At 66.8% G+C, this 20,737-nt stretch carries 13 protein-coding genes; 3 read left to right on the top strand and 10 right to left on the bottom strand.

Annotation, left to right across the window (positions count from 1 at the left end; genetic code table 11):
• Positions 1 to 2: 2 nt before the first annotated feature.
• Both LJ737_RS18275 and LJ737_RS18270 read right to left on the bottom strand, forming a co-directional pair.
• Positions 3 to 1,733, bottom strand: coding sequence for an ABC transporter substrate-binding protein (locus LJ737_RS18275; RefSeq protein WP_227768188.1), 1,731 nt, complete (start codon positions 1,731 to 1,733; stop codon positions 3 to 5).
• A gap of 63 nt (positions 1,734 to 1,796) precedes the next feature.
• The gene (locus tag LJ737_RS18270) at positions 1,797 to 2,024 is read right to left on the bottom strand and encodes a hypothetical protein (RefSeq protein ID WP_227768187.1); all 228 of its coding nucleotides are present in this window, start codon (positions 2,022 to 2,024) and stop codon (positions 1,797 to 1,799) included.
• A gap of 394 nt (positions 2,025 to 2,418) precedes the next feature.
• Between LJ737_RS18270 and LJ737_RS18265 the strand changes: the two genes are divergently transcribed.
• Positions 2,419 to 3,921 carry a hypothetical protein gene (locus LJ737_RS18265; RefSeq protein ID WP_227768186.1) on the top strand — a complete coding sequence of 501 codons (1,503 nt, stop codon included), beginning with the start codon at positions 2,419 to 2,421 and terminating at the stop codon, positions 3,919 to 3,921.
• A 3-nt stretch (positions 3,922 to 3,924) separates the two neighbouring features.
• Here the strand turns inward: LJ737_RS18265 and LJ737_RS18260 are convergent, their stop codons facing one another.
• The 5 genes from LJ737_RS18260 to LJ737_RS18240 form a co-directional block, all read right to left on the bottom strand.
• A complete protein-coding gene (locus tag LJ737_RS18260; RefSeq protein ID WP_227768185.1) occupies positions 3,925 to 4,281 on the bottom strand; it encodes a hypothetical protein in 357 nt (118 codons plus the stop codon).
• Positions 4,282 to 4,511: 230 nt separating this feature from the next.
• Positions 4,512 to 5,006, bottom strand: a complete 495-nt coding sequence (locus tag LJ737_RS18255) for a PKD domain-containing protein (protein ID WP_410779956.1) — start codon at positions 5,004 to 5,006, stop codon at positions 4,512 to 4,514.
• 150 nt (positions 5,007 to 5,156) lie between these two features.
• Positions 5,157 to 5,885, bottom strand: a complete 729-nt coding sequence (locus tag LJ737_RS18250) for a LytR/AlgR family response regulator transcription factor (RefSeq protein WP_227768183.1) — start codon at positions 5,883 to 5,885, stop codon at positions 5,157 to 5,159.
• A gap of 37 nt (positions 5,886 to 5,922) precedes the next feature.
• The gene (locus tag LJ737_RS18245; RefSeq protein ID WP_227768182.1) at positions 5,923 to 9,567 is read right to left on the bottom strand and encodes a hybrid sensor histidine kinase/response regulator; all 3,645 of its coding nucleotides are present in this window, start codon (positions 9,565 to 9,567) and stop codon (positions 5,923 to 5,925) included.
• 99 nt (positions 9,568 to 9,666) lie between these two features.
• Positions 9,667 to 10,638 (bottom strand): hypothetical protein, encoded by a 972-nt coding sequence (locus LJ737_RS18240; protein WP_227768181.1) that lies wholly within the window; start codon positions 10,636 to 10,638, stop codon positions 9,667 to 9,669.
• A gap of 222 nt (positions 10,639 to 10,860) precedes the next feature.
• On the opposite strand from LJ737_RS18240, the gene LJ737_RS18235 reads away from it, so the two are divergent.
• On the top strand, positions 10,861 to 11,445 hold the full coding sequence (locus tag LJ737_RS18235; RefSeq protein ID WP_227768180.1) for a DinB family protein: 585 nt from the start codon (positions 10,861 to 10,863) through the stop codon (positions 11,443 to 11,445).
• On the opposite strand, the gene LJ737_RS18230 is transcribed toward LJ737_RS18235, so the two are convergent.
• From LJ737_RS18230 to LJ737_RS18220, 3 genes are all read right to left on the bottom strand, one after another.
• Entirely contained in the window at positions 11,442 to 12,152 is a 711-nt protein-coding gene (locus tag LJ737_RS18230; protein WP_227768179.1) for an outer membrane beta-barrel protein, read from the bottom strand. The two genes, LJ737_RS18235 and LJ737_RS18230, sit on opposite strands and share 4 nt — an antisense overlap.
• 131 nt (positions 12,153 to 12,283) lie before the next feature.
• Complete coding sequence (locus LJ737_RS18225) at positions 12,284 to 13,111, bottom strand: outer membrane beta-barrel protein (RefSeq protein ID WP_227768178.1); 828 nt, start codon at positions 13,109 to 13,111, stop codon at positions 12,284 to 12,286.
• Between the two features lie 171 nt (positions 13,112 to 13,282).
• Positions 13,283 to 14,002: a porin family protein gene (locus LJ737_RS18220; RefSeq protein ID WP_227768177.1), complete on the bottom strand. Its 720-nt coding sequence runs from the start codon at positions 14,000 to 14,002 to the stop codon at positions 13,283 to 13,285.
• Between the two features lie 226 nt (positions 14,003 to 14,228).
• On the opposite strand from LJ737_RS18220, the gene LJ737_RS18215 reads away from it, so the two are divergent.
• Positions 14,229 to 20,633, top strand: coding sequence for an alpha-2-macroglobulin family protein (locus tag LJ737_RS18215; protein ID WP_227768176.1), 6,405 nt, complete (start codon positions 14,229 to 14,231; stop codon positions 20,631 to 20,633).
• Positions 20,634 to 20,737: the final 104 nt, after the last annotated feature.

Raw genomic sequence — 20,737 nt, 5'->3', positions numbered from 1 at the left:
AGTTAGGGTTGCGCCGGGGCCAAGGTGAACGATGGTAGGTCGTAGCCGGGCTCCAGGCCGCTAGGCCGCACGTGCGCGAAGCGCCGCGAGACGGCAAGGCGGTTGGGCTCAAAAAACAGCGGGGTAAACGGCACTTCCTGGTACAACAACGTTTGCAGTCGGCGCAGCAGCCGCGCTTTGCTCACCGAATCCTCCGTGGCGTAGATGGTTTCGAGCAGGCGGTCCGAAGCGGCGTTGCCAAAGCGGCTCCGGTTGGCGCCGCCGCTGCCGATGCTGCCTGTGTGGAGCAAGGGGCGCAGGTCGTACGCAAACGGGTTGCCGTAGAGCGTGCGCAGGCTTAAGTCGAATTCGCCGTTGCGCCGCAGCTCCGACAGCTGCCCGGCTTCGGTCGGGTGCAGCGTGACGGGTAGCCCAATTTGCCGGGCGCTCTGCTGAAAGAGCAACGCTACGGTGGCGTACGTTCGGTCGCTGGCGCTGTAAAACAGGCGCAATGTCAAGGGCTGCCCGGCGCGCCGCCAGCCGTCGGGGCCGCGCTGCCAACCGGCCCGCTGCAGCAGGGTGGCTGCTTCAGCCGGGGCGTAAGGACGCAGCGGTAAGCTGTCGTGGTACACCCATTTTTCGCGCGGGCTGATGAGGCCGGTGGTGCGCTGTCCTTGCCCGTACTGGGTGGCGCGCAGCAACCGGTCGTAGTCGACCAGCAACGCCAGCGCTTGGCGGGTACGGGCGTCGCGCAACGCGGGCTGCTGCACGTTCATTTCCAGCACCACCACGCGGTAAGAAGCGGGTGAATAGAAGCGGAAGGAGGAACTGTCGCTGGTCTTGAGCCGCGCAAAATCGGGGCCGGGCATGTTCGGGTACACGTCCAGCTCGCCGCGGCGCAACGCCAGCAACGCCGTGGCGGGGTTAGGCACCACGTGAAATTCGATTCGGCCGGGGTTGGCCGTCAGGGCTGGCGTGGCGGGTTTGAGGCCGTCGGCCCACCAGCGAGGCTTGCGCACAAAGGTGACTTGCTGTCCGGCTTGCCAGCCGGCCAACTGGTAAGGGCCGCTGCCACGCAAGGTGCGCGGGTCGCGCCAGCGGGCAGCTTGATTGAATTCTTGTTGGAACGTCTGGACGGCGGCCACACTCGCTACCGAACTGTCGGCTTGCGTCAGCTGCTGCAGCGGGACCGAGCGAAGGCGCGCCTGCGGATCGACTAGGTAAGCGGGCAGAATGGGGAATTCCCCGCTGTTGTCGCGGTATTCGGGGGCGTAGCCGCGGCAGACAAGCGTAAAGCGCCGCGGGTCAGCCGCGTCCGTTTGCACGTCCCGGATAAAGCTGACGAGGCCGCGCAGGCTTTCGTTGGGCAGGCCCGGGCAGTTCAGCACTTTAAGGGTAAAAACTACGTCTTGGGCCAGAATGGGAGTGCCGTTGTCCCAAGTTGCTTGCGGGTGCAGCCGGTAGTGCAGGAATGTAAGGGAGTCGCGGTGCTCGACGGCGGGTAGGTCGGCCGCCAGCCAGGGCACGTGGCGGCGGGTGGGGCCGTCCACGGTAAGCAGACTCTGGTACAGCAGGTTGTTGGCCTGCACGGCGTACGCGTTGGGCAGCGTCACCGGGTTGAGCGACTCCGGGTCGCGGGGCCAGCAGACCCGCACGGTGGGGGCGCTGGCGGAGTGGGGTGAGGAGGAGGGCGAGCAGGCGGTCAGGCCAAGAATACCGCTGAGCAGCCCCCAAATAACGGCGAATCGGAGCATGGGCAGAAGCGCTACCGCTGAGGTAAGGCCGGCCAAGATACCGAAGTGCCGCTGAACGCCCGATTACTGACCTTCGCCCCAGCCGGTGCCGCCCGTGTCGAAAGAGGCCGTCGTCGTAACCTGGCCTTCGCCCCAGCCCGTGCCACCGGTATCAGCCGACGTGGTCGTGGTGGTCGTCGTGGTTGTCTGGCCTTCGCCCCAGCCCGTGCCACCGGTTTCGGTAGCCGCAGCGTCAACGCCAACGAAGATCGAGTTGAATTGGAAGAAGGCGGCGAGTAGCAGTTCCAGCATGACCTTGGGTTTTTGGGGTGGTGTCAAATGTTTGATTGACACAAAGTTGGGTCATGCACATACCCGGGGTAAAGGAAGAACCTGCTGTTGCTGTGACTATAATTCCTACTTTATTGGCTGTGATAGATTAAGAATAAATGCGGCGAAGGCCTTCTGCTTAGCGTAGTAAGGGCACTAGCTTTACCAGTAATTTGCTGCTTTCTGTGACAAGATGCCCTGCAAACGGCACCAATTATCCACAATACAAAGCTGCGCCTAGCCACCCCGTATGTTCAAGGAAAAACGGGGGAACGGTGTGACTTGTTCTTTGTGAAGAGAAACGGAGCACAGAAAGCCGATTTTAGCGAAAAAACTAAGTTGAGCCATGAATGAGTTGGTGAATTTGGCTAAGGTTGTGACGAACCGAAGGCTCACGACGGTGCCGCTAATTGAGTTTGCCGGCCGCGGCGATGCCCGCACCCGCGAAGAAGAGCTGCTGGATATCCTGTTGGCCGATACCAATGTCAGCAACTTGCAAGTTGCCAAGCGCATGTACAACAGTGGCTCGGCCAAAAGCCAAGCCACCGTGCGCAAGCTTAAGCAGCGCTTGCAGCAAAAGCTCCTCAACCACCTCTTTTTTTTAGACCACACGGATCCGCGGCACCCTGCTTTCCGGCGCTACGAGCAGCAGTGCCTGGAGATGCTGTACCAAGCCAGCGTGCTGCTGCGAGAAGGGGAGCGGATATTGCTGCCGCAGATGCTGCGCAAAGTGGCGCGCTTGGCCACCGAGGGCGAGTTCACGCAGCACGCCATCACGGCCTGGGACATGCTGCGCGCCATCAGCATCGAAACCAACGACTACTCGCAGTACCGCAAAAGCGTCAAGGCGCTCGAAAAGCTAGAGCAAACGGCCCAAGTTGAGCAGCAGGCCCAGCACTTGTTTCGGGAGGCCAAAATGAATCTGGCGCGCTCAGTGTCGTCGCGGCGCCGGCTGCTGCAGGAACTGCCGACTATTATCGGCAAGCTGGAGGCGCTATACAAGCGCGTGCCGTCTTACAACGTGTACGATACGCTGCTCAAACTGCAACTGATTTTGCAGGAACTGGTCGGCAACTTTGAGGAAATTATCCGCATTACCCAGGAGGCCGAAAACCTGTTTGCGCGGGGCAAGCTGAACGCCCGGCGCTTCGACAGCCGCTTCACGAAGTTTTACAACGTGTACGCGCACCTGCGGGCCCGGCGCCTGAAGGACGGGTTGGCTGTGGCCGAGGGCTACCTCTCGGCCTTTCACCGCTCCAGCAACAACTGGTTCGTGTTCCTGGAAAATTACTACCTGCTGGCCATGCACGACGGCAACTACGCTCTGGCCGGCGACTTGCTGCGGCGGATGCAGAACAACCCGTTCGTGACGAAAATATCGCAGCCGGCCCGGCAGCGCTGGGACTTATTTCGGGCCTATCTGTACTTCGTGCGGCCCGAAGAAGCGGGGCTGCGGCCGCTGCACTTCGCGCAGCTGGTGCAGCGCATTCCCGACCACAGCCGCGACAAGCAGGGCTACAACGTAGCCATCCTGATTCTACAGTTTCTGCACTACCTGCGCGAGGGCAACATCGAAGCCCTACTGGCGCGCTTGGAAAGCCTGCGTAAGTACGAAAGCGCCCACTTGCGCGACGCTGCCACGCTGCGCAGCCGGCTGATGTTCCGGCTGCTGCAGCTCACGGTCAAGGAGAATTTTGACCCAAGGGCCTGCGAAAAGAAGGGGCAGGCGCTGCTGAGCAAGCTCAGCGAAACGCCGCCACCGGGCGAGGCGTTTGCGGAAATTGAAATCATTCCGTACGAAAACCTCTGGCAACAAACCCTGCTACTGCTACAGCACATGGCGGAACAGCAGCAGCAACGGGAGCGGCAAGGCCGCTAACAATTAGGGCTTGGCGGCCGTGGCGTTGGCCGGGGCCGTAGCCGCCCATTGCTCGAAGCGCTGGTACTGCGCGGGCGTGAGCAGCGACTTGAGGTTGGTACGGTATTCTTCGGCCACGGCTTGCAGCTTGGGCTGCCGCACGGCTTCGTCGCCAACGTACATGCGGTCGATTTCCTGTTCTTTCTCCATGCGGCTGACGGTCAGGCGCTTTACCTGAATCTGACGCGCGTCGTCGAGGCCTACATGGGGAGCAAGCGAGCGGGTAAACTCGGTGGCCCGCTGCGAGATGGAAGGCGAGCCTTGGGCATAAGCGCCAACCAGGAGGAGCGACAAGCAAGCGGTGGTCAGGAGCTTTTTCATGGAGCCGTATGGTTGTATTACGTTGTGATGATGTTGGATCAGTTGGACAAAGAAACGGAAGGAAGCTGAATTATTATGAACTTTTGAAATATTTTTTTGCACAGGATTTCGTAACTGATTTAGATTGATCAGGAAACAGTGCAAGTGTCTGGTACGAGTACAACGCAACAAAGCCCGGCAGTATTGGCCGGGCTTAGAAAAAAGCATTTTGTCGGGGTCGTTGTAATTCTTCAGGGCACCACCACCACCGGGCGGCTCACGCAGTGGCTGTCGGGGCACGGATCAGGGCCGTTGGCCCGCAAACTCATGCGCACTTCGAAGCGCCCGGGCTTGCGAAAGGCGTGCGTCAGGCGGCGGCCGTTGCTGATGGTGCCGTCGCGGAAGTCCCAGAGCACGATGGTGTTGGTGCAGGGCGGAATTTGGGCCTGCGAGGCATCGAAGGTGACTAGCTGGCCGACGCGAACGGTGTCGGTGGAAAGGGTAAAATCGACCAGGGGCTCCAGCGTAAAATCGACGGGGTAGGTTTGTTCGGCGGTGCGCACGCGGCCGGTGCGCTCGTCCACCACGTCGAGTTGGATAAGGTAGCGGCGGCGCTCGGCGTAGCAGTGCGACACGACCGGGCCGCTGAGCGTGGTGCCGTCGCCCATGCGCCAGCGGTAGGTAAGCGGGCCCGCGGCAGGGTCGACGGAGCGGCGCGCGTCGAGGTCAACGCAGGGTGGGGGCACAGCGGGACGGGGGCAGGCCACGCTGAGCGTATCGCCGGCCTGCTGGGCTAGTGCCCCGGAGCCGGCCAGCAGCCAGCCGCCCAGTAGCAGAAGTTTGGGGAGACGCCGCGCAGGGCTGATCGGGCGAAACAACACCGGCATACGGGGCGCTTAAAACTTGTTGAGGCGCTGCAGCACGTCGCGCAGGTAGGTCTGGCCGATGGGTAGGTGCTTGCCGTCGATAACCACGGCGTTGTCGTCAATGGCCTGCACGTAGCGCAGGTTGACGATGGTGGAACGGTGAATGCGCACAAACTGCTGGGCAGGAAATTTCTCCTCCACGGCGCGCATGGTGCTGTACACAATGAGTTTCTGCTGCCCGAGCACAATGTGCACGTAGTCGCCCAGCGCTTCGACGTAGTGCACCTCGTCGAAGCCCACGCGCACGAGCTTGCTGTCGACTTTGACGAAGGTGTGGTCGGTTGAGACGGGGCTGGCGGCCGGCGCGGGAGTTGGGGCGGCCTGCGCGGTTTCGAAGGCTTTTTGCGCCGCCTTGAGGAAGCGGGCGTAGGCCACGGGCTTCACTAGGTAATCAACCACGCGATGCTCGAACGCGGCCACGGCGTGGTCGCGGCTGCTGGTGACGAGCACCACCAGGGGCGGCTCGGTGAGCGTGTCGAGCAGGTCGAGGCCGCTCATCTCGGGCATGTCCACGTCGAGAAACAGCAGGTCGACGGGGGTGGTGCGCAGCGTGGCCGCAGCTTCGATGGCGCTGCTGCAGGCGCCCACCGGTTCGAGGAAATCAGTGTGGGTAATGCAATTCTGGATAACCTGGATAGCCAGCGGATCATCGTCGACGACGAGACAGCGCAACACGGTGGGCGTAGTGGAGTTGGGCATACGACCAAAGGTAGGCGCCCGGGCGGAAAAAGCCTCGTCAGGCCGGGGCCCCGTCGCGGCGGCGCTGCAGCAGCGGAAAAAGCGCCTGCAGACGACCGGCAATGCGGGCAGTTTGGGCGGCCGTGGCGGGGGGGAGGGCACCCCGTTTGGCCTGCTGCTCCAGTTGGTCGAGCTGCTCGTGCAATTCGGGCAAGCCGAAATACGCCAACTGGCCCTTGATGCGGTGGGCAAGGCTGGCCGTAGCGGCGGCATCAGCGGCGGCGGTAGCGGCCTGGAGCTGGGGCAGCAAGGGCGGCACGTCGCGCAAAAATGTGTCGATGATCTGGGCAATGAAGGCTTCGTTGCCGAAGGCCAGCTCTTCCAGCAACGACCAGTCGGGGGCATCAACGGGGGCGCCGAGGGTAGCTGCAGGGGCGCAGGCCGGTTCCAGGGGCTCGGCGGGCGCAGCCGGCGCGGGCCCGGTGGCCGCGGCGGTGCGGCCGGTAAAGCGGGCCAGGCTGGCGTAAAGCTCGGCCGGGTCGAAGGGCTTGGGCAAAGTGTCGTTCATGCCCGCGGCCAGGGCCAGGGCGCGGTCTTCGGGCAGGGCGGAAGCCGTCAGGCCGAGGATGGGCAGCGCGGCGGCATCGGGGAAGCGCAGGCGCAGCTGGCGGCTGGCCTCGTAGCCGTCCATTTCGGGCATCTGCACGTCCATGAGCACCGCGTCGAAGTGGGCGGCAGTGGCTGCCTCCACGGCCAAGCGGCCATTGGCCGCCACCGTCACTTGCACGTTCCAGGCCTCCAGGGTTTTGCGAGCCACCAGTTGGTTTAGCTCGTTGTCTTCGGCCACCAGCACCCGCAGCGGCGGCTCGAACGGCGTCAGTTCCGCGGGCGCCTCGGAGGGTAGCTCGGCGGGGGCGGCTTCGGCGTAGGGCAGCTCGAAAAGAAACGTGGAGCCCACGCCCACCGTGCTTTCCACCCAGAGCTGGCCGCCGTGCAGCTCCACCAAGTTGCGGGCAATGCTCAGGCCCAGGCCGGTGCCGCCAAACTGCCGGGTGGTGCTGGTGTTGGCCTGCGAAAAGTCTTCGAAAATGGCGTCGAGCTTGTCGGCCGCAATGCCGATGCCGGTATCCTGCACCGCAAAACGCACCAGCCACTGCCCCGCCGCGGCGGCACCGGGTTGGGCCGTTACGCGCACCGCCACGGCGCCGCGGGCGGTGAATTTGATGGCGTTGCCGACCAGGTTGACGAGCACCTGGTTCAGGCGCACCGGGTCGCCGAGCACGGCCACGGGCACTTCGGGCGCCAGCTCCAGGCGCAGCTGCAGGCCCTTGCTGGCGGTGGCAAACTCAAACATGCGCGCCACCCGCTGCAGCAGCCCGCGCAGGCCGAACGGCACGCTTTCCAACGACATCTTGCCGGCCTCGATTTTGGAGGAGTCGAGGATGTCGTTGATGATGGTGAGCAGGTTTTGCGAGGAGCCTTGAATAGCCGCCAGGTACTCGGTCTGCTCGGCGTTGGTGGGCGTGCGCTGCAGCAAGTGCGTCAGGCCGATGACGGCGTTCATCGGCGTGCGGATTTCGTGGCTCATGTTGGCCAGAAACTGCGCCTTGGCCCGGCGCGAAGCCTCGGCCGCGTCGCGGGCCAGCACTAGGTCGCCGTTGATTTGCTCGATGTGCGCCTTTTGCTGGCGCAGCTGCTGGGTTCGTTCGCGCACCGTGCGCTCCAGCTGCAGCTTCTGGCGGCGCAGGGTGGCCTCGCGGGTGCGGACGACAGCCCACACGCCCGCGGCGGCCGTCAGCAGGGCCAGCGCGGCAAACCACCACGTGCGCCAGAACGGCGTGGCAACGCCGAACGGCACCCTAGCCGGCGTGCTCCAGGGCGCCCCGGCGCGCAGCCGCGCCCGCACTTCCAGCGTGTAGCGGCCGGCGTCGAGACCCGGGAACTGGGCTTCGGCCAGGCGGCTGGGGCGGCTCCAGGCGTCGTGGTAGCCGCGCAAGCGGTACTGGTACTCCACGTCGGCGGCGCCGGAGAGGCTCAGGCCGCGGAAGTCAAAGGCCACGCGGTGCCGGCCGGCCGCCAGGGTGCCGATGGCCCCGGGCCGGCGGGCTTCGCCGTCGACTTCGGCCCGGGTCACCGCGAGGCCGGCCAGCGTGCGACGCGGAAACAAGCTCGAATCGGCCGTGCTGAGGCAAATCAGCCCCGTGCGCGTGGCGGCCCACACGGCAAGGTTGCGCGTATCCAGCGCAACCAGCGGCAGCAAGTCGCGCAGCAGCGGATTACTTGGCGAAGCTAGTGGTACAAAGCGTTTCTGCACCGGGTGGTAGGCGCTCAGGCCGTTGCGGTGCACCACCAGCAGCTGGTCAGGGTAGATGGAATCGGGGGAATAGCCGGGGGCGTACACGCCGTGGTAGGTCTGCCCGATGCGGAACCGCGTCAGCGCGTAGCAGTACATCGACGGCAGGCCTTGGGCGCCAGTGAACTGGCGCAGCTGGCCGCGCTCAAAGCAGAACAGGCCCGCGCCCTCGGTGCCGATCCAGACGCGGCCGGCGCTGTCTTGGGCCAGGGCGCTGACGTCGAGGGCGCCACTGGGGAAGCGGTGGTAGGCGAAGCGGCCGCGCTGCCACACGGCCAGGCCGGTATCGTGGGTGCCGAACCACACGCGGCCATCCCGGTCGCCGAGCAGGCTGAAAATGGTGTTGTGCAGCAGGCCGTTGGCGGTGGTATAGTGCTGGGCCGGTTGGGAGGCGTCGGCGGGCAGGTAATAAGCGCCATCCAGCGCAGTGCCGACCCACAGGCTGCCATCGGGCATGGCGGCCAGGGCGGTGGCGCGTAGGGTGGCGGGCAGGCGCGACACGCGCTGCCAACCGTCAAGGCGCGTCAATTCCCACACGCCCGCGCCATCGGTGGCTACGCGGTAGTGAGTCGTCGCGCCCGAACCAGTGGGGGCCAAGGCGAATGCCGTAACGGGAGCCGGAACGTGCAACGGCTCTTCCCCCATGTACAAAGGCTGAGACAGCGGCACCAGCGAATGGTCGGGCCGTAAGGCGTGCATGCGGCCCAGCGCTGAGCCGTACAGCGCCCGAACGGCGTCGCGCCCCAGCGCCGTGGGGACCGTGAAGGTGGGCGGCTGATACGGGTACAGCGTGATGTGCCGGTCGGAGTGCCGCCACAGGCCTTGGCCGGCCGTGCCCAGCCAGGCGTTGCCTTCCCGGTCTTCCACCAGGCAGCTGATGTCGGCTACTTCCTGCGAGTTGAGGCGAAACTGCCGCCGGTACGCACCGATGCGGGCCGTGTCGGCGGGTGGAATGCCGGGCTGCGGTTTCAGGCCGGCTGGCAGCCGCGTGGCTTTAGCGGCCCGATGGAACCGCTGCCCGTCCCAGCGCGACACGCCGCCCTGGTAGTGGCCCACCCAGAGCGTGCCGGTACGCGGCTCTTCGTAGAGGCGGGTCACGAAGTCCTCGGCCAGCCCGTGCTTGGTGGTGAAGGTGACAAACTCGGTGCCGTCGTAGCGCACCAAGCCCTCGGCGGTGGCCGCCCAGAGGTAGCCTTGCCGGTCTTGGTGCAGGGCGTAGACGAAGCTGGGCGCGAAGCCCTCGGCCGGCCCGAACTGCTTCAGCCAGTGCCGCTGCTGGGCGCGGGCCGGCAGCAGCCCGGCCCATAGCAGACAAAGCAACAGCCCAAACCGCGCGCAAAAACGAATCATCGGGGAAAGATACGGCCGAGGCCGGGGGGCGGGAGTCGTTGGCGTTGAACGCAGCGCCCGGCTCGGCCAACGCGCCCGCCGCCTCGGTGGCCGCCCGGCTTAGCGGCGGATTTTCACGTCCACGTCGTAGCGGTACTTGGGCGGGCCGCCCAGCGGAATGGCAAAGAAGGGGAGGGCCGTGTCGTACTGGTCGGTGACGTAAAACACCAGGTCGTTGGCGGCGCGGGAGCGGCTGGTCAGCTGCATGTCAATGGAGAGGCCGTGCTCCTTGGCGCTGACGGGGTGGGTGCTGCTGGCCCAGCGCGTGTCGCCCGACACGGCCGCGTCGTGCCCGTTTTTGGCCACGGAGTAGAGCTTGATGCCCAAGTCGTCGTCGGCGTCGAAGTTGCTCTGCTTGATGCTGACCACGTGCTCGTTGACGAAGGGGTAGAGGTGCGTCACGGCGTTGCGCTCGGGCGTGAGGCGGATGGCGTACTCGTAGGTGAAGGCGTTGCCGCCTTCCACGGCCACGTTCTGCGCGGGGCTGCTGCTCAGGAAAAACCGGTAGAGGTTGCCGTCGTCGCCCTTTTTGCCCTGCACCACCACCTTGAACACGTAGCCCTGAAACTCGGGCACCAGCTCGCCCTCCAGCGGGTTGAGCGGGCCGAAGGTGTACCACTGGTTGTCCAGCTTGGCATCCGGGCCGAAGGCCACCGTTTTGAGCGGAGTGCCGCTGCGCAGGCCGGCTTTGGGCTCGGGCGAGCGGGCGTCGGGCGCGGAGTGGGTGCCGGGGCCGCCGTAGAGGCTGAACTCGGTCTGGGTGTTCCAGCCGAACTTAGCCTCGTCGTGCTTGCCGCCGCAGTCGGGGTCGAACACGCGGATGTAGACGGGCTGGCGGCGCTCCTTGGGCACCAGAAAAAAGTACACCGAGGTGAAGTCGTCGTCGCCCCAGCTCTTGTCGGCTTGCGCCCCGAAGGTGACGAGGTAGGCAATGTTTTCGCCGGGATTGGGCACGGCCTGGGCCCGGGCGGCCGCCGGGCCGAGCAGCAGGAAAGCCAGCAGCAGCCGGCGCAGCGGGAAGTGGAGCAACATAAGCGGCAAGATATGAGCTGCCCGCACATGGGCAGTAGCGGACGGGTAGCGCGCAGGGCCTGAACCGGTAGCGCCCCGGCCAGCCCGGCGCCACCGGCCGCCGTGCTTGGCCGGGCCAACCTCCCGGGCCGTTTTCGCGTTGGCAAAGCCGCCGGCCCGCCGTACCTTGGGCGGGCCGAGTTGTTATCCATTCCTGTCCGCCGCATTCGTTTCCGCCCGCCGATGGCTGCGTCCACCCCGCTTCGTACCACTGAGTTTCTCGATCAGCTAACCCAGGCCGTGGCCGATGTGCGCCGGGTGGCGCAGGAGCGGTTTCGGCCGCTCAGCGAAGACCAGCTGAACCGCGGCCCGGCCCCCGGCAAGTGGAGCGTGGGCCAGTGCTTGGAGCACCTCAACATCATCGGGGGGCTGTACTTGCCGGTGATGAACCAGCGCCTGCGCCGGGCCCAGGAGCGCGGCACCCAGCCGGCCGAGCAGGTCAAGCACGGCTACTTCGGCAAGAAGCTAACGGCGGCCATGCAGGCGCCGGCCCGCGAAAAGCCGCTGAAAACGCCCCAGCAGTTTGCCCCCAGCGGCTCGCGGCTGCCGCGCACCGTGGTGGAAGTATTCTTGCGCCAGCTCGACGACCTGAGCCACCAGCTGCAGGTGGCGCGCACCATCAACGCCAACGCCGTGCGCATTCCGAACGCCATTGTGCCCTTGCTGCGCCTGCGCCTCACCGACCAGTTTGCCTTCATGATTGCCCACCTGCAGCGCCACATTGCCCAGGCCGAGCGCGTGCTCGACAGCCGGCCCGGCAGCCGCTAAGGTGTCAGCAGCCAGTAGGTGAGCGTGAGGGCGGCCGTGCGGTGGTACTGCCGAAAGTCGGCGCTGCGGGCGTAGCCAAACAGATTGCACAGCCCCCAGCTGTACTGCGCCTGCGCCAGCCAGCGGCCCCGCGCGTAGCCCAGGCCCGCGTTCAGGCCGTAGTCGAAGGTGCGTGGCCCGCCCGACTGGAAAAACAAGCCCGCGTACCGCACCGGCGAGTCGTTGACCTGGGTGCCCAGGTAGTTGCCCTGCTCGTCGAACTGCTGGTACTCGCTGTGGTAGCGCCCGCCCACGCCCACGGCGCCGTAAGGCCCCCCGAACACCTGCAGGCCCCGGGCCCAGGCCGGGCCGTACGCCACGTGAAGCGGCAGCTCGAGGTAGGCGTAACGGGCGCGGAAAGTGGCGGTGGCCTCCACGGTGCGCCCGCCGGCCTGAAAGCTGTACGTGTTGGTTTCGTGGTTGCCTTTGGTGACGACGAGCAGGCCCGATTGCAGCGCCACGCGGCTATACCGCAGCTGCAGCATGGCACCTAGCTGGTACGCCGCCAGCCGCCCGGCGCGGGTAGTGGCCGGCAGCGCGGCGCTGTAGTGCACGGCGCTCAGCCCGCCGCCCACGCAGGGCCCAAATGTGAACTGCGCCTGCGCCGTGGCCAGGCTCGGCAGGCTCAGCAGCAGGCCGGCAATCGGAAAGATTCTAGCAAAAGGCATCGGGACGGCGCGAAGTAGATGACGCCGCTAAATAACACGGTCGGCGGCCGTAGTAACCGCCGCGTCGGCAGATAATTAGCGGCCGCGCGCCGGTATTTGCCAGCGTCGCCGCTGCCCGCCAACCCGGGCCGTTACTGGGCCGGCTTCAAGTTCAGGAAGTTGAGGAAGGCGGGCAATTTTCGTTCGCGCTGGCCGCCGATAAGGTAGCTGAGACGGGCCTGCCACACGCGGTAAGGGGTGTAGAAGTGGGCCGAGGTCGAGGTGTTGTAGGTTGGGGTCGTCGGCGGGCTGCCGGCCAGGCTTACGCTGTAGATGGCCTGCACCTGCCAGTGGCCCAGAGCGTAGCCCGCGCCCAGGTTGGCACCCCAGTCGAAGCGGTGCAGCGGCAGGTCGCCGGAGCGAGGGTCGCCCGACTTGCCGATGCGGTAGTCTTGGTCGTAGGCGTGGCGGTCGAACGAGGGATGCTCACTGCCGGGCGCCACCACAATCTGCTCGTCGTAGTATTCTTCGAAGTGCCGGGTACCGCTCAGGGTCAGGGCCACATAAGGGCCGGCCAGCAGCTGCAGGCCGCGGCCGTCGCGGCCCAGCGTGCCCACCACGTTGACGGGCAGTTCCAGGTAACGGGCGGAGAAATTGTACTTCGTGTGCGAGTGGTAGCGCTGCGACTGGTAGCTGTACTGCCCTTCCGCGTCGCGGGACGTCAGCAGGCCTTTTTCGGTGTAGAGCAGCGCGGGTTGCAGGGCGAAGTGCCCGAGCCGGGCACTGAACGTGACGCCGGCCTGCGGGGCCGTAAGTCGGCTTTTCTCGTAGGCCGAGCCGTAATAGCCGAGAAACATATCCCCCGACACGGTGCTGGAAGAAACGCCCAGCGTGGGGCCGGCGCTCAGATACACCTGGGCTTGGGCGGCCGAGGCCGTGAGCAGCAAACCCAGCAGGGCAACAGAATACTTGGTGAACATAAAGCAGTAGGGAAAATATAACCGGCTGACAGCAACGGCGCAGCCCGGCAAAAATAGGCGCTGGTCCGGCAGTTGGTTCACTCCCAAGTACTCTAGTTGGAGTAAGCGCCCGTTGCTTTTCCGCGGCCTTGGCTGGTGCCAGCCAAGGCCGCGGAAAAGCCGCTGGCCGGACTAGTTGCCGCTGAAGAAGTATCCGGCCGTGAGCTGAAAGCCCCGGTTGCGCACTTTGTCGTCGGAATCCTGGCCGACGGGCTCGTCGGGAATGATGTTGGCCAGCCCCATGCCGTACACCAGTTGCACCTGGAAGGCGTTGATTTTGCCGCCCACGCCCACGTTCAGGCCCGCGTCGAGCGAGCGGAAGAAGGCGTGGTCGCCGGGGTTGCGGGTCGGGTACTTGTTGACAAACTTCACGTCGTGCGTTTCGTCGACCACGCCGCTGTCGTTGATGAAGGCGTCGCGGTAGCTCCAGGTTCCTTTGGCCGACACCTTGCCGCTCAGCCCGAAGCCCACGTACGGCCCGGCCAGTACCTGAAAGCCCTTGTCGCCGCCGGAGGTATACACCAGGTTCAGCGGCACTTCGAGGTAGTTTGTGCGGACTTTCGACTCGACGGTGCTTATGTAGCCGCCCGAACTTTTTTCCTTCGCCGCGAAGCCTTTCTGGCTGAACACCAGGGCCGGCTGCAGCGCAAACTTGCCCATCGGCACGTTTACCGCCACGCCCAGCTGCGCGCCGGGGCGGGCCTGGGTGTCGGTGTCGACGTTGGCGTCGTCGGTGTCGATGGCGACGTTGCTCAGGTTCAGGCCGACGCGCGGACCGAACGTGACCTGGGCCTGGGCGGCCGAAGCCGTCAGCAGCAAACCCGCCAGCACCGCGAAATACTTGTGTTGCATAAAACAGTTGAAAAAGGGATAGAAGCAAGCGGTGAATTCTTCACCATTCCGGCAAAAGTAGGGCCTGCCGGGGCATTCGGCCAATAGCCGGCCGCGCAACTCGGCCGGCCCCGGCAGGGGCGGTGGATGCCCCGGCGGCAGCTAGCCCGACAATAAAAACCGGCCCGCAGCGTGTGAAATCAGCCCCAAGCGCGCATCCCTTAGCCGTAAATACCTTGCTTTGCCCATGCGTTTTTTCCACCTGCTGATACCCTTCTGGTTTGTACTGATGGTGCTGCCCTCCAACGCCTCGGCCCCGCCCGCCGGCGGCCCCTACGACGCCCAGTGGAAGAAAATCGATGCGCTGCTGGCCAAGGACCAGACCGAAACCGCCCAAAAGCTGGTGCTCGACATCTACCAGCGGGCCCGCGCCGGGCAGCACACCGCCGACTACGTGCGGGCCCTGACGTACCGCCTGCACATTCTGGAAGAGCGCGAGGAGGACGCCGACGAAAAAGGCATCGGCCTGCTCGAAACTGACCTAGCCGCGGCGACTTTCCCGGCCCGGCCGCTGCTGCACAGCCTGCTGGCCGAGCAGTACCACCAATACCTGCGGCAAAACCGCTACCGCCTCTACCAGCGCACCACCCTGGCCCCAGCCGCCGACGCCGCGGAGCTGGCCACCTGGGACGCCGCCCGCCTGGCCAGCCAGGTAGTGCGCCACTACCGCGCGTCGGTGGAAACCGACGCCGCCCGCCAGCAGCAGACCCGGCTGGCGGCGCTGGGCCGCCTAGCCGCGCCCGCCGATGCCCAGGGCGCCGCGCTGCGCCCTACGCTCTACGACCTGCTGGCCCACCGCGCCATCGAAGGGCTGAACGACGACGAACTGTACCTGACCCGGCCCGCCGAGCAGTTTCGCTTCACCGACCCCAAGCTGCTCGGCCCCGACGCGGAGTTTCTGGCCCTGCCGCTCACCGCGCCGGCCGCTGACTCGCTCAACGGCCCTTGGCACGCGCTGCGCCTTTGGCAGCAGCTCACGCGCTTCCACCAGGCCGATGCCCCGGCCGTGCGGGCCGACGTAGAGCGGCTGCGGCTGGCTTTTGCGTACCAGCACGCGGCTTTTCCAGGTAAGCTCGCCGCTTACGAGGCCGCCCTGCGCCGCGCCCAGCAGCAGTACAGCGCCCTGCCCGCCTGGGCTGATTTTCAGGCGGAGCTGGCCGCGCTGGCCCGGCAGCAAAACCATTTGACCCAGGCCGCCGCGCTGGCCCAAGCCGCCGTTGAGCGGTTTCCCCGCTCGGTAGGGACGGCGCGGGCCCAGGAGCTGCTCAATGAGCTGCAACAGCCCGAGCTGAGCGTGCAAACCCTGGCCACGCAGCTGCCCGGCCAAGCCGTGCTGCTGAACGTGCACTACCGCAACCTCACCCAAGCCCACGGCTTCGCCTGGAAAATTACCGGCCGCGCCGCGCTCGACGAAGTGCTGGGCCGCCGCACCGGGGAGCTGACCAAAGCCTACGCCAAGCGCCTGGCCGAGAAGCCGGTGGCCGAGTGGCGCCTCGCGCTGCCCGGTCCGGCCGACTACCGAAGCCACCGCGCCGAACTGGCCGGCCCCGCCCTGCCCGCCGGCCACTACCTCGTGGCCCTGAGCACGGCCGGCAGCCAGCCCGCCAAGGTGCGCGACAACGTGACGACCAGCTACGCCTTCGTAACGGTGAGCGAGCTGGCGGCCGTGCACCGCCCCGCGCCCGGCGCCGGCACCGACCTCTGGACGCTGAACCGCCGCACGGGCCAGGCCACCGGCGGCGTGACGGTGCAGCCCTGGTACCAGCAGTACGACGGCGGCAAGTGGCAGTATACGGCCGGCCCTGCCCAGTCCACCGCTGCCGATGGCCACCTGCTCGTGCCGGCCGACGCCGCCGGCCAGCGCCGCTACATGCGCGCCTTTGTGCTCAGCCAGGGCCGCGACTCGCTGGTGGTGGCCGAAGGCCTGAACGGCTACCGCCAAGCCGTGGAGCCGGAGCCGCGCCAGCAGCGCCAAGCCTTTGTGTACACCGACCGCGCCATTTACCGCCCGGGCCAGACTTTGTACTTCAAGGGCATTGTGGTGGCGGGGCAGGGCGGGGGCCGCAGCGCCGTGCTGAAAAACCAGGCCGTGCGCCTGCGCCTGCTCGACGTCAACCAGCAGCAGGTGCTGGAGCTGCCCTTCACCACTTCCGAGTACGGTTCCTTCCACGGCGAGCTGACCCTGCCCACCAGCTTGCTCAACGGCGAGATGCAGCTTGTGGTAGTTGATGCCGCGACGCCGGCCGGCAGCGGGCCCTGGGACGGCAGCCTGGGGATACAGGGCTTTGCGGTGGAAGACTACAAGCGGCCCACCTTCTTCGTCGCCCTCGACCCGGTGACGGGCACGCCCAAGCTCGGCGACACGCTTTCGGTGCGCGGCACGGCCACGGCCTACGCCGGCCCGGCCGTCGACGGGGCCACGGTGCAGTACCGCGTGGTGCGCCGCACGGTGTGGCCCCTGTTTGGCTGGCAGGCGCTGGACTTCGGCTTCGGCGGCGAAAGGGGCGGGGGCGGCTACAAGCCCTACTTCCCCGGCCGCGGCGGCGAGCAGCAGATTGCCAGCGGCACGGCCAAAACCGACGCGCAGGGCCACTACCGCGTCAGCTTCACCGCCAGCCCGCCCGACGACGCGGCCAACCAGAACGAGCGGCCCGGCGACGAAGACGACTACGGCCCGCGCCCCGGCCGCCCCACGTACGTGTTCGAGGTGACGGCCGACGTGACCGACCCCAACGGCGAAACCCATTCGGCCCAGCGGGGCGTGAACCTAGGCGGCGCCCCGCTCAACCTCACGCTCAGCGGCCCCGCGGAAGTCAACCAGCAGGCGCTGCAGGGCTTCGCGGTGCGCAGCCAAAACGCCACCGGCGAGACCGTGCCCGCCGCCGGCACCGTGCGCCTCTACCAGCTCACCCCGCCCGCCCGGGTGCTGCACCCGCGCTTCGGCCCGCGCCCCGACCAGCCCGGCCTCAGCCGCGAGGAGCATCTGAAGCTGTTTGCGCACGAGCCTTGGCTGCGCGAAGACGACCCCGCCACCTGGCCCAAGCGCCTGGTGGGCGAGTGGCCCTTCGACACCAAGCAAACCGGCGCCCTGCCCGGCGTCGCCCAGGCCCTAGCCGGCCAGCTGCCCGGGGCCTACCTGCTCGAAGCCCAGAGCCTGGCCGGCGCCGATACCGCCCGCGCCCGCCTCGGCTTCACCCTGTTCAACGCCGCCGCGGCCCAGCCGCCGCTGCCCTTGCCCGCCTGGCTGGCCGCCGCCCGCGACACAGTGGCGCCCGGGGAGCCCGCCCAGGTGCTCTTCGGCACCGGCTTCGACGAGGCCACGCCGCTGCGGCTGGAGGTGGAAAGCCGCGGCCAGCTGCTGCGCGCCGAGTGGTTTACGCTGCGCCGGGAGCAGCGCCTGCTGAGCCTGCTCACCCCGGCCGGCCAGACCGGCCCGCTCTACGTACGCCTGATGCTGGTGCACGACGGCCGCTTCTACCAGCGGCAGGTCACTATTGAGGTAGCCGAGCCGCCCCGCCCGCTGGCCCTGGACATCAGCACCTTCCGCGACAAGCTGCAGCCCGGCGAGAAGGAAACCTGGCGCGTGACCATTCGCAACAGTGAAAACAAGCCGGCCGAAGCCGAGCTGCTGGCCACGCTCTACGACCAGTCGCTGGACGCCTTCCGCCCGCACAGCTTCCGCCGGCCCGAGCTGCCGCCGCCCTACGTGGGGCCGCAGTTCAACTGGTCGGCGCAGTTCGAGGCGAAGCAGTGGGAAACCTTGTTTGCCAGCTTCCCGGGCAAACCCACCGGCCAGACGTTCTACGCCTATCCGGAGCTGCGGACTTCGTATTGGGAATGGCGGGAGCTGGAAAAGCAGGCCGTGCACTTCACGCCGCCCGTCATCAAGCGCGACGCAGAAGCGAAGCCCGGGTTCGGCCGCACGAGCGTGGTGCTGCGCGGCCGCGCGGCCGGCGTGCAGATGGAAATGGCCGCCGCACCCGCCCCGATGATGGCCAAAGTGGCGAATTCTAAAGCGCCAGTAGACTTGCAAGGGTTGGGCGCGGCTGATGCCGCGGTGGCCGAGGAAGTACGCATCGGCTACGGCGCGCCCAAGCTCAGCGCCGACCTTAGCGCCGTGCCCGTGCGGGCCGACTTCCGCGAAACGGCCCTGTGGCAGCCTGCCCTGCGCACCAACGACAAGGGCGAAGTGGTGCTGGAATTCCAGATGCCCGAGGCCGTCACGCGCTGGCAGCTGCTGGCCTTGGCCCACACCCCCGACCTGCAAACCAGCCTGCTGGCCCGGCAGCTCGTCACCCAAAAGCAACTGATGGTGACGCCCAACGCCCCGCGCTTTTTCCGCGAAGGCGACCAGCTGCGCCTCACCGCCAAAATCAGTTCCCTGGCCGCCACGGCCCTGAGCGGCACCGCTCAGCTGCAGCTGCTCGACGCCCGCACCAACCAGCCCCTCGACGCGCAGCTGCTCAAAAGCCCCGCGCAGGTAACGTTCAGCGTGGAAGCCAACCAGAGCACCACCGTGGGCTGGGAGCTGGCCATTCCGGCCGACCAAGCCGTGCCGCTGGAGGCCGTAACCTACCGGGTGGTGGCGCAGGGCCAAGCCCAGCCGGCCGGCAAAGCCGCGCAGAAAAAGGCCAAGAAAGGCAAGGAAGAAAAACGGAAAACCAAGAACGAACAGACCGGTACCTTCTCCGACGGCGAGGAAAACACCCTGCCGGTGCTGCCCAACCGCCTGCTCGTCACCGAAACGCTGCCGCTGACGCTGCGCGGGGCCGGTACGCGCACCTTCGAGCTGACCAAGCTCACCAGCACCTCCTCCGCCACGCGCCGCAACCAGAGCCTGACGCTGGAGCTGACCAGCAACCCCGCCTGGTACGCCGTGCAGAGCCTGCCCTACCTAATGGAGTACCCCTACGAGTGCTCCGAGCAGACCTTCTCCCGCCTCTACGCCAACCTGCTGGCCGCCCGCATCCTGCAGCAGAACCCGCGCATCCGCCCGGTGCTTGAGGAGTGGAAAAAAGCCGCGGCCTCGGGCGACAAAACCGCGTTCCGCTCGAAGCTGGAGCAAAACCAGGAGCTGAAAAACCTGCTGCTGCAGGAAACGCCCTGGGTGCGCGAGGGCCAGACCGACACGGAGCGCATGCGCCGCCTCGCCGAGCTGTTCGACGAAGCCCGCTTGCAGGCCGAAACCCAGCGCGCCGTGCAAAAGCTCGTGGAAATGCAGAGCCCCAGCGGCGCCTTCCCGTGGTTTAAGCAGATGCCCGACAACCGCTACATCACCCAGCTCATCGTGGCCGGCTTCGGCAAGCTGCGCCAGCTCGGGGCCTTCGACGCCATGCAGGACGAGCGCACCGCCGACCTGCTGCGCCGCGCCACGGCCTACCTCGACCGGGAGCTGCAGCAGGACTACGCGCGGCTGCGCCAGCAGAAAAACGTCAAGCTCACCGACGACCACCTCGGCGACGACGACCTGCACGCCCTCTACGCCCGCTCGTTCTGGCGCCAGCCCGCCGATCCGGCCGTGGACAAAGCCGCTCAAGTGGCCTACAACTACTACCGCGGGCAGGCCGCGCAGTACTGGCCCAAGCGCAGCCGCTACCTGCAGGGCATGGCCGCGCTGACCTTGCACCGCGCCAGCGGCGAGCAGTCCGACAAAAACGTGCCGGTGCTCATCATCGAGGCCCTGCGCCAGAACGCGGTGCAGTCCGAGCAGTTGGGCATGTACTGGAAAGACGTGCAGGCCGGCTACCACTGGCAGCAGGCGCCCGTCGAAACCCAGAGCCTGCTCATCGAAGCCTTCCATGAGGTCGTCGGTGACGATAAGTCGGTGGCCGACATGCAGCTGTGGCTGCTGAGCCACAAGCGCACCCACAACTGGGAAAGTACCCGCGCCACCGCCGACGCCTGCTACGCCCTGCTGCTGCAAGGCGGCCGCGACTGGCTGGCGCCGGTGCAGCCCCTGCAAGTCACGCTCGGTGCCACCCCCATCAACACCACCGCGGGCGCCGAGGCCGGCACCGGCTACGTGAAGCGCAGCTTCCCCGCCGCCGAGGTGCGCGCCGACCTGGGCAAGGTGACGGTGCAAAAAGCCGACGCCGGCGTGGCCTGGGGCGGGCTTTACTGGCAGTACTTCGAGCAGCTCGACAAGATTACCGGCGCCGCCAACGCCCCGCTGACCTTGGGCCGGCAGCTCTTCCGCGAAACCACTGGCGCCAGCGGCCCCGTGCTCACGCCCCTGACTGCCGGCGCCCCGCTGCGGGTGGGGGAGGTGCTGGTGGTGCGCCTGACGCTGAAAACCGACCGGGAGCTGGAGTACGTGCACCTGAAGGACACCCGCGCCGCCGGGCTGGAGCTCATCAGCCAGACTTCGGGCTACCGCTACCAGCAGGGCCTGGGCTACTACGAAAGCCCCCGCGACGCGGCCACCAACTTCTTCCTCGACTTCCTGCCGCGCGGCAGCCACGTATTCGAGTACCGCTTGCGTGCTGCCCAGGCCGGCGACTTCAGCTCCGGCATCAGCGAGGTACAATGCATGTACGCGCCGGAGTTCAGCAGCCACTCCGCCGGCCAACGCCTGCGCATCGGCGGGCAGTAGCGGCGTAGGCCGCGGCGAATTGCCCGCCCCGGTGGCCGGCCCCCAAGCGGGCAACCGGCCACCGGGGCGGCGTTTGTGACATGCATATGTGAGCCGCGCCGTGC

It is taken from the genome of Hymenobacter sp. 15J16-1T3B (assembly GCF_020711235.1).
Lineage (GTDB): Bacteria > Bacteroidota > Bacteroidia > Cytophagales > Hymenobacteraceae > Solirubrum.
This window is presented reverse-complemented; position numbering and strand designations above follow the sequence as displayed.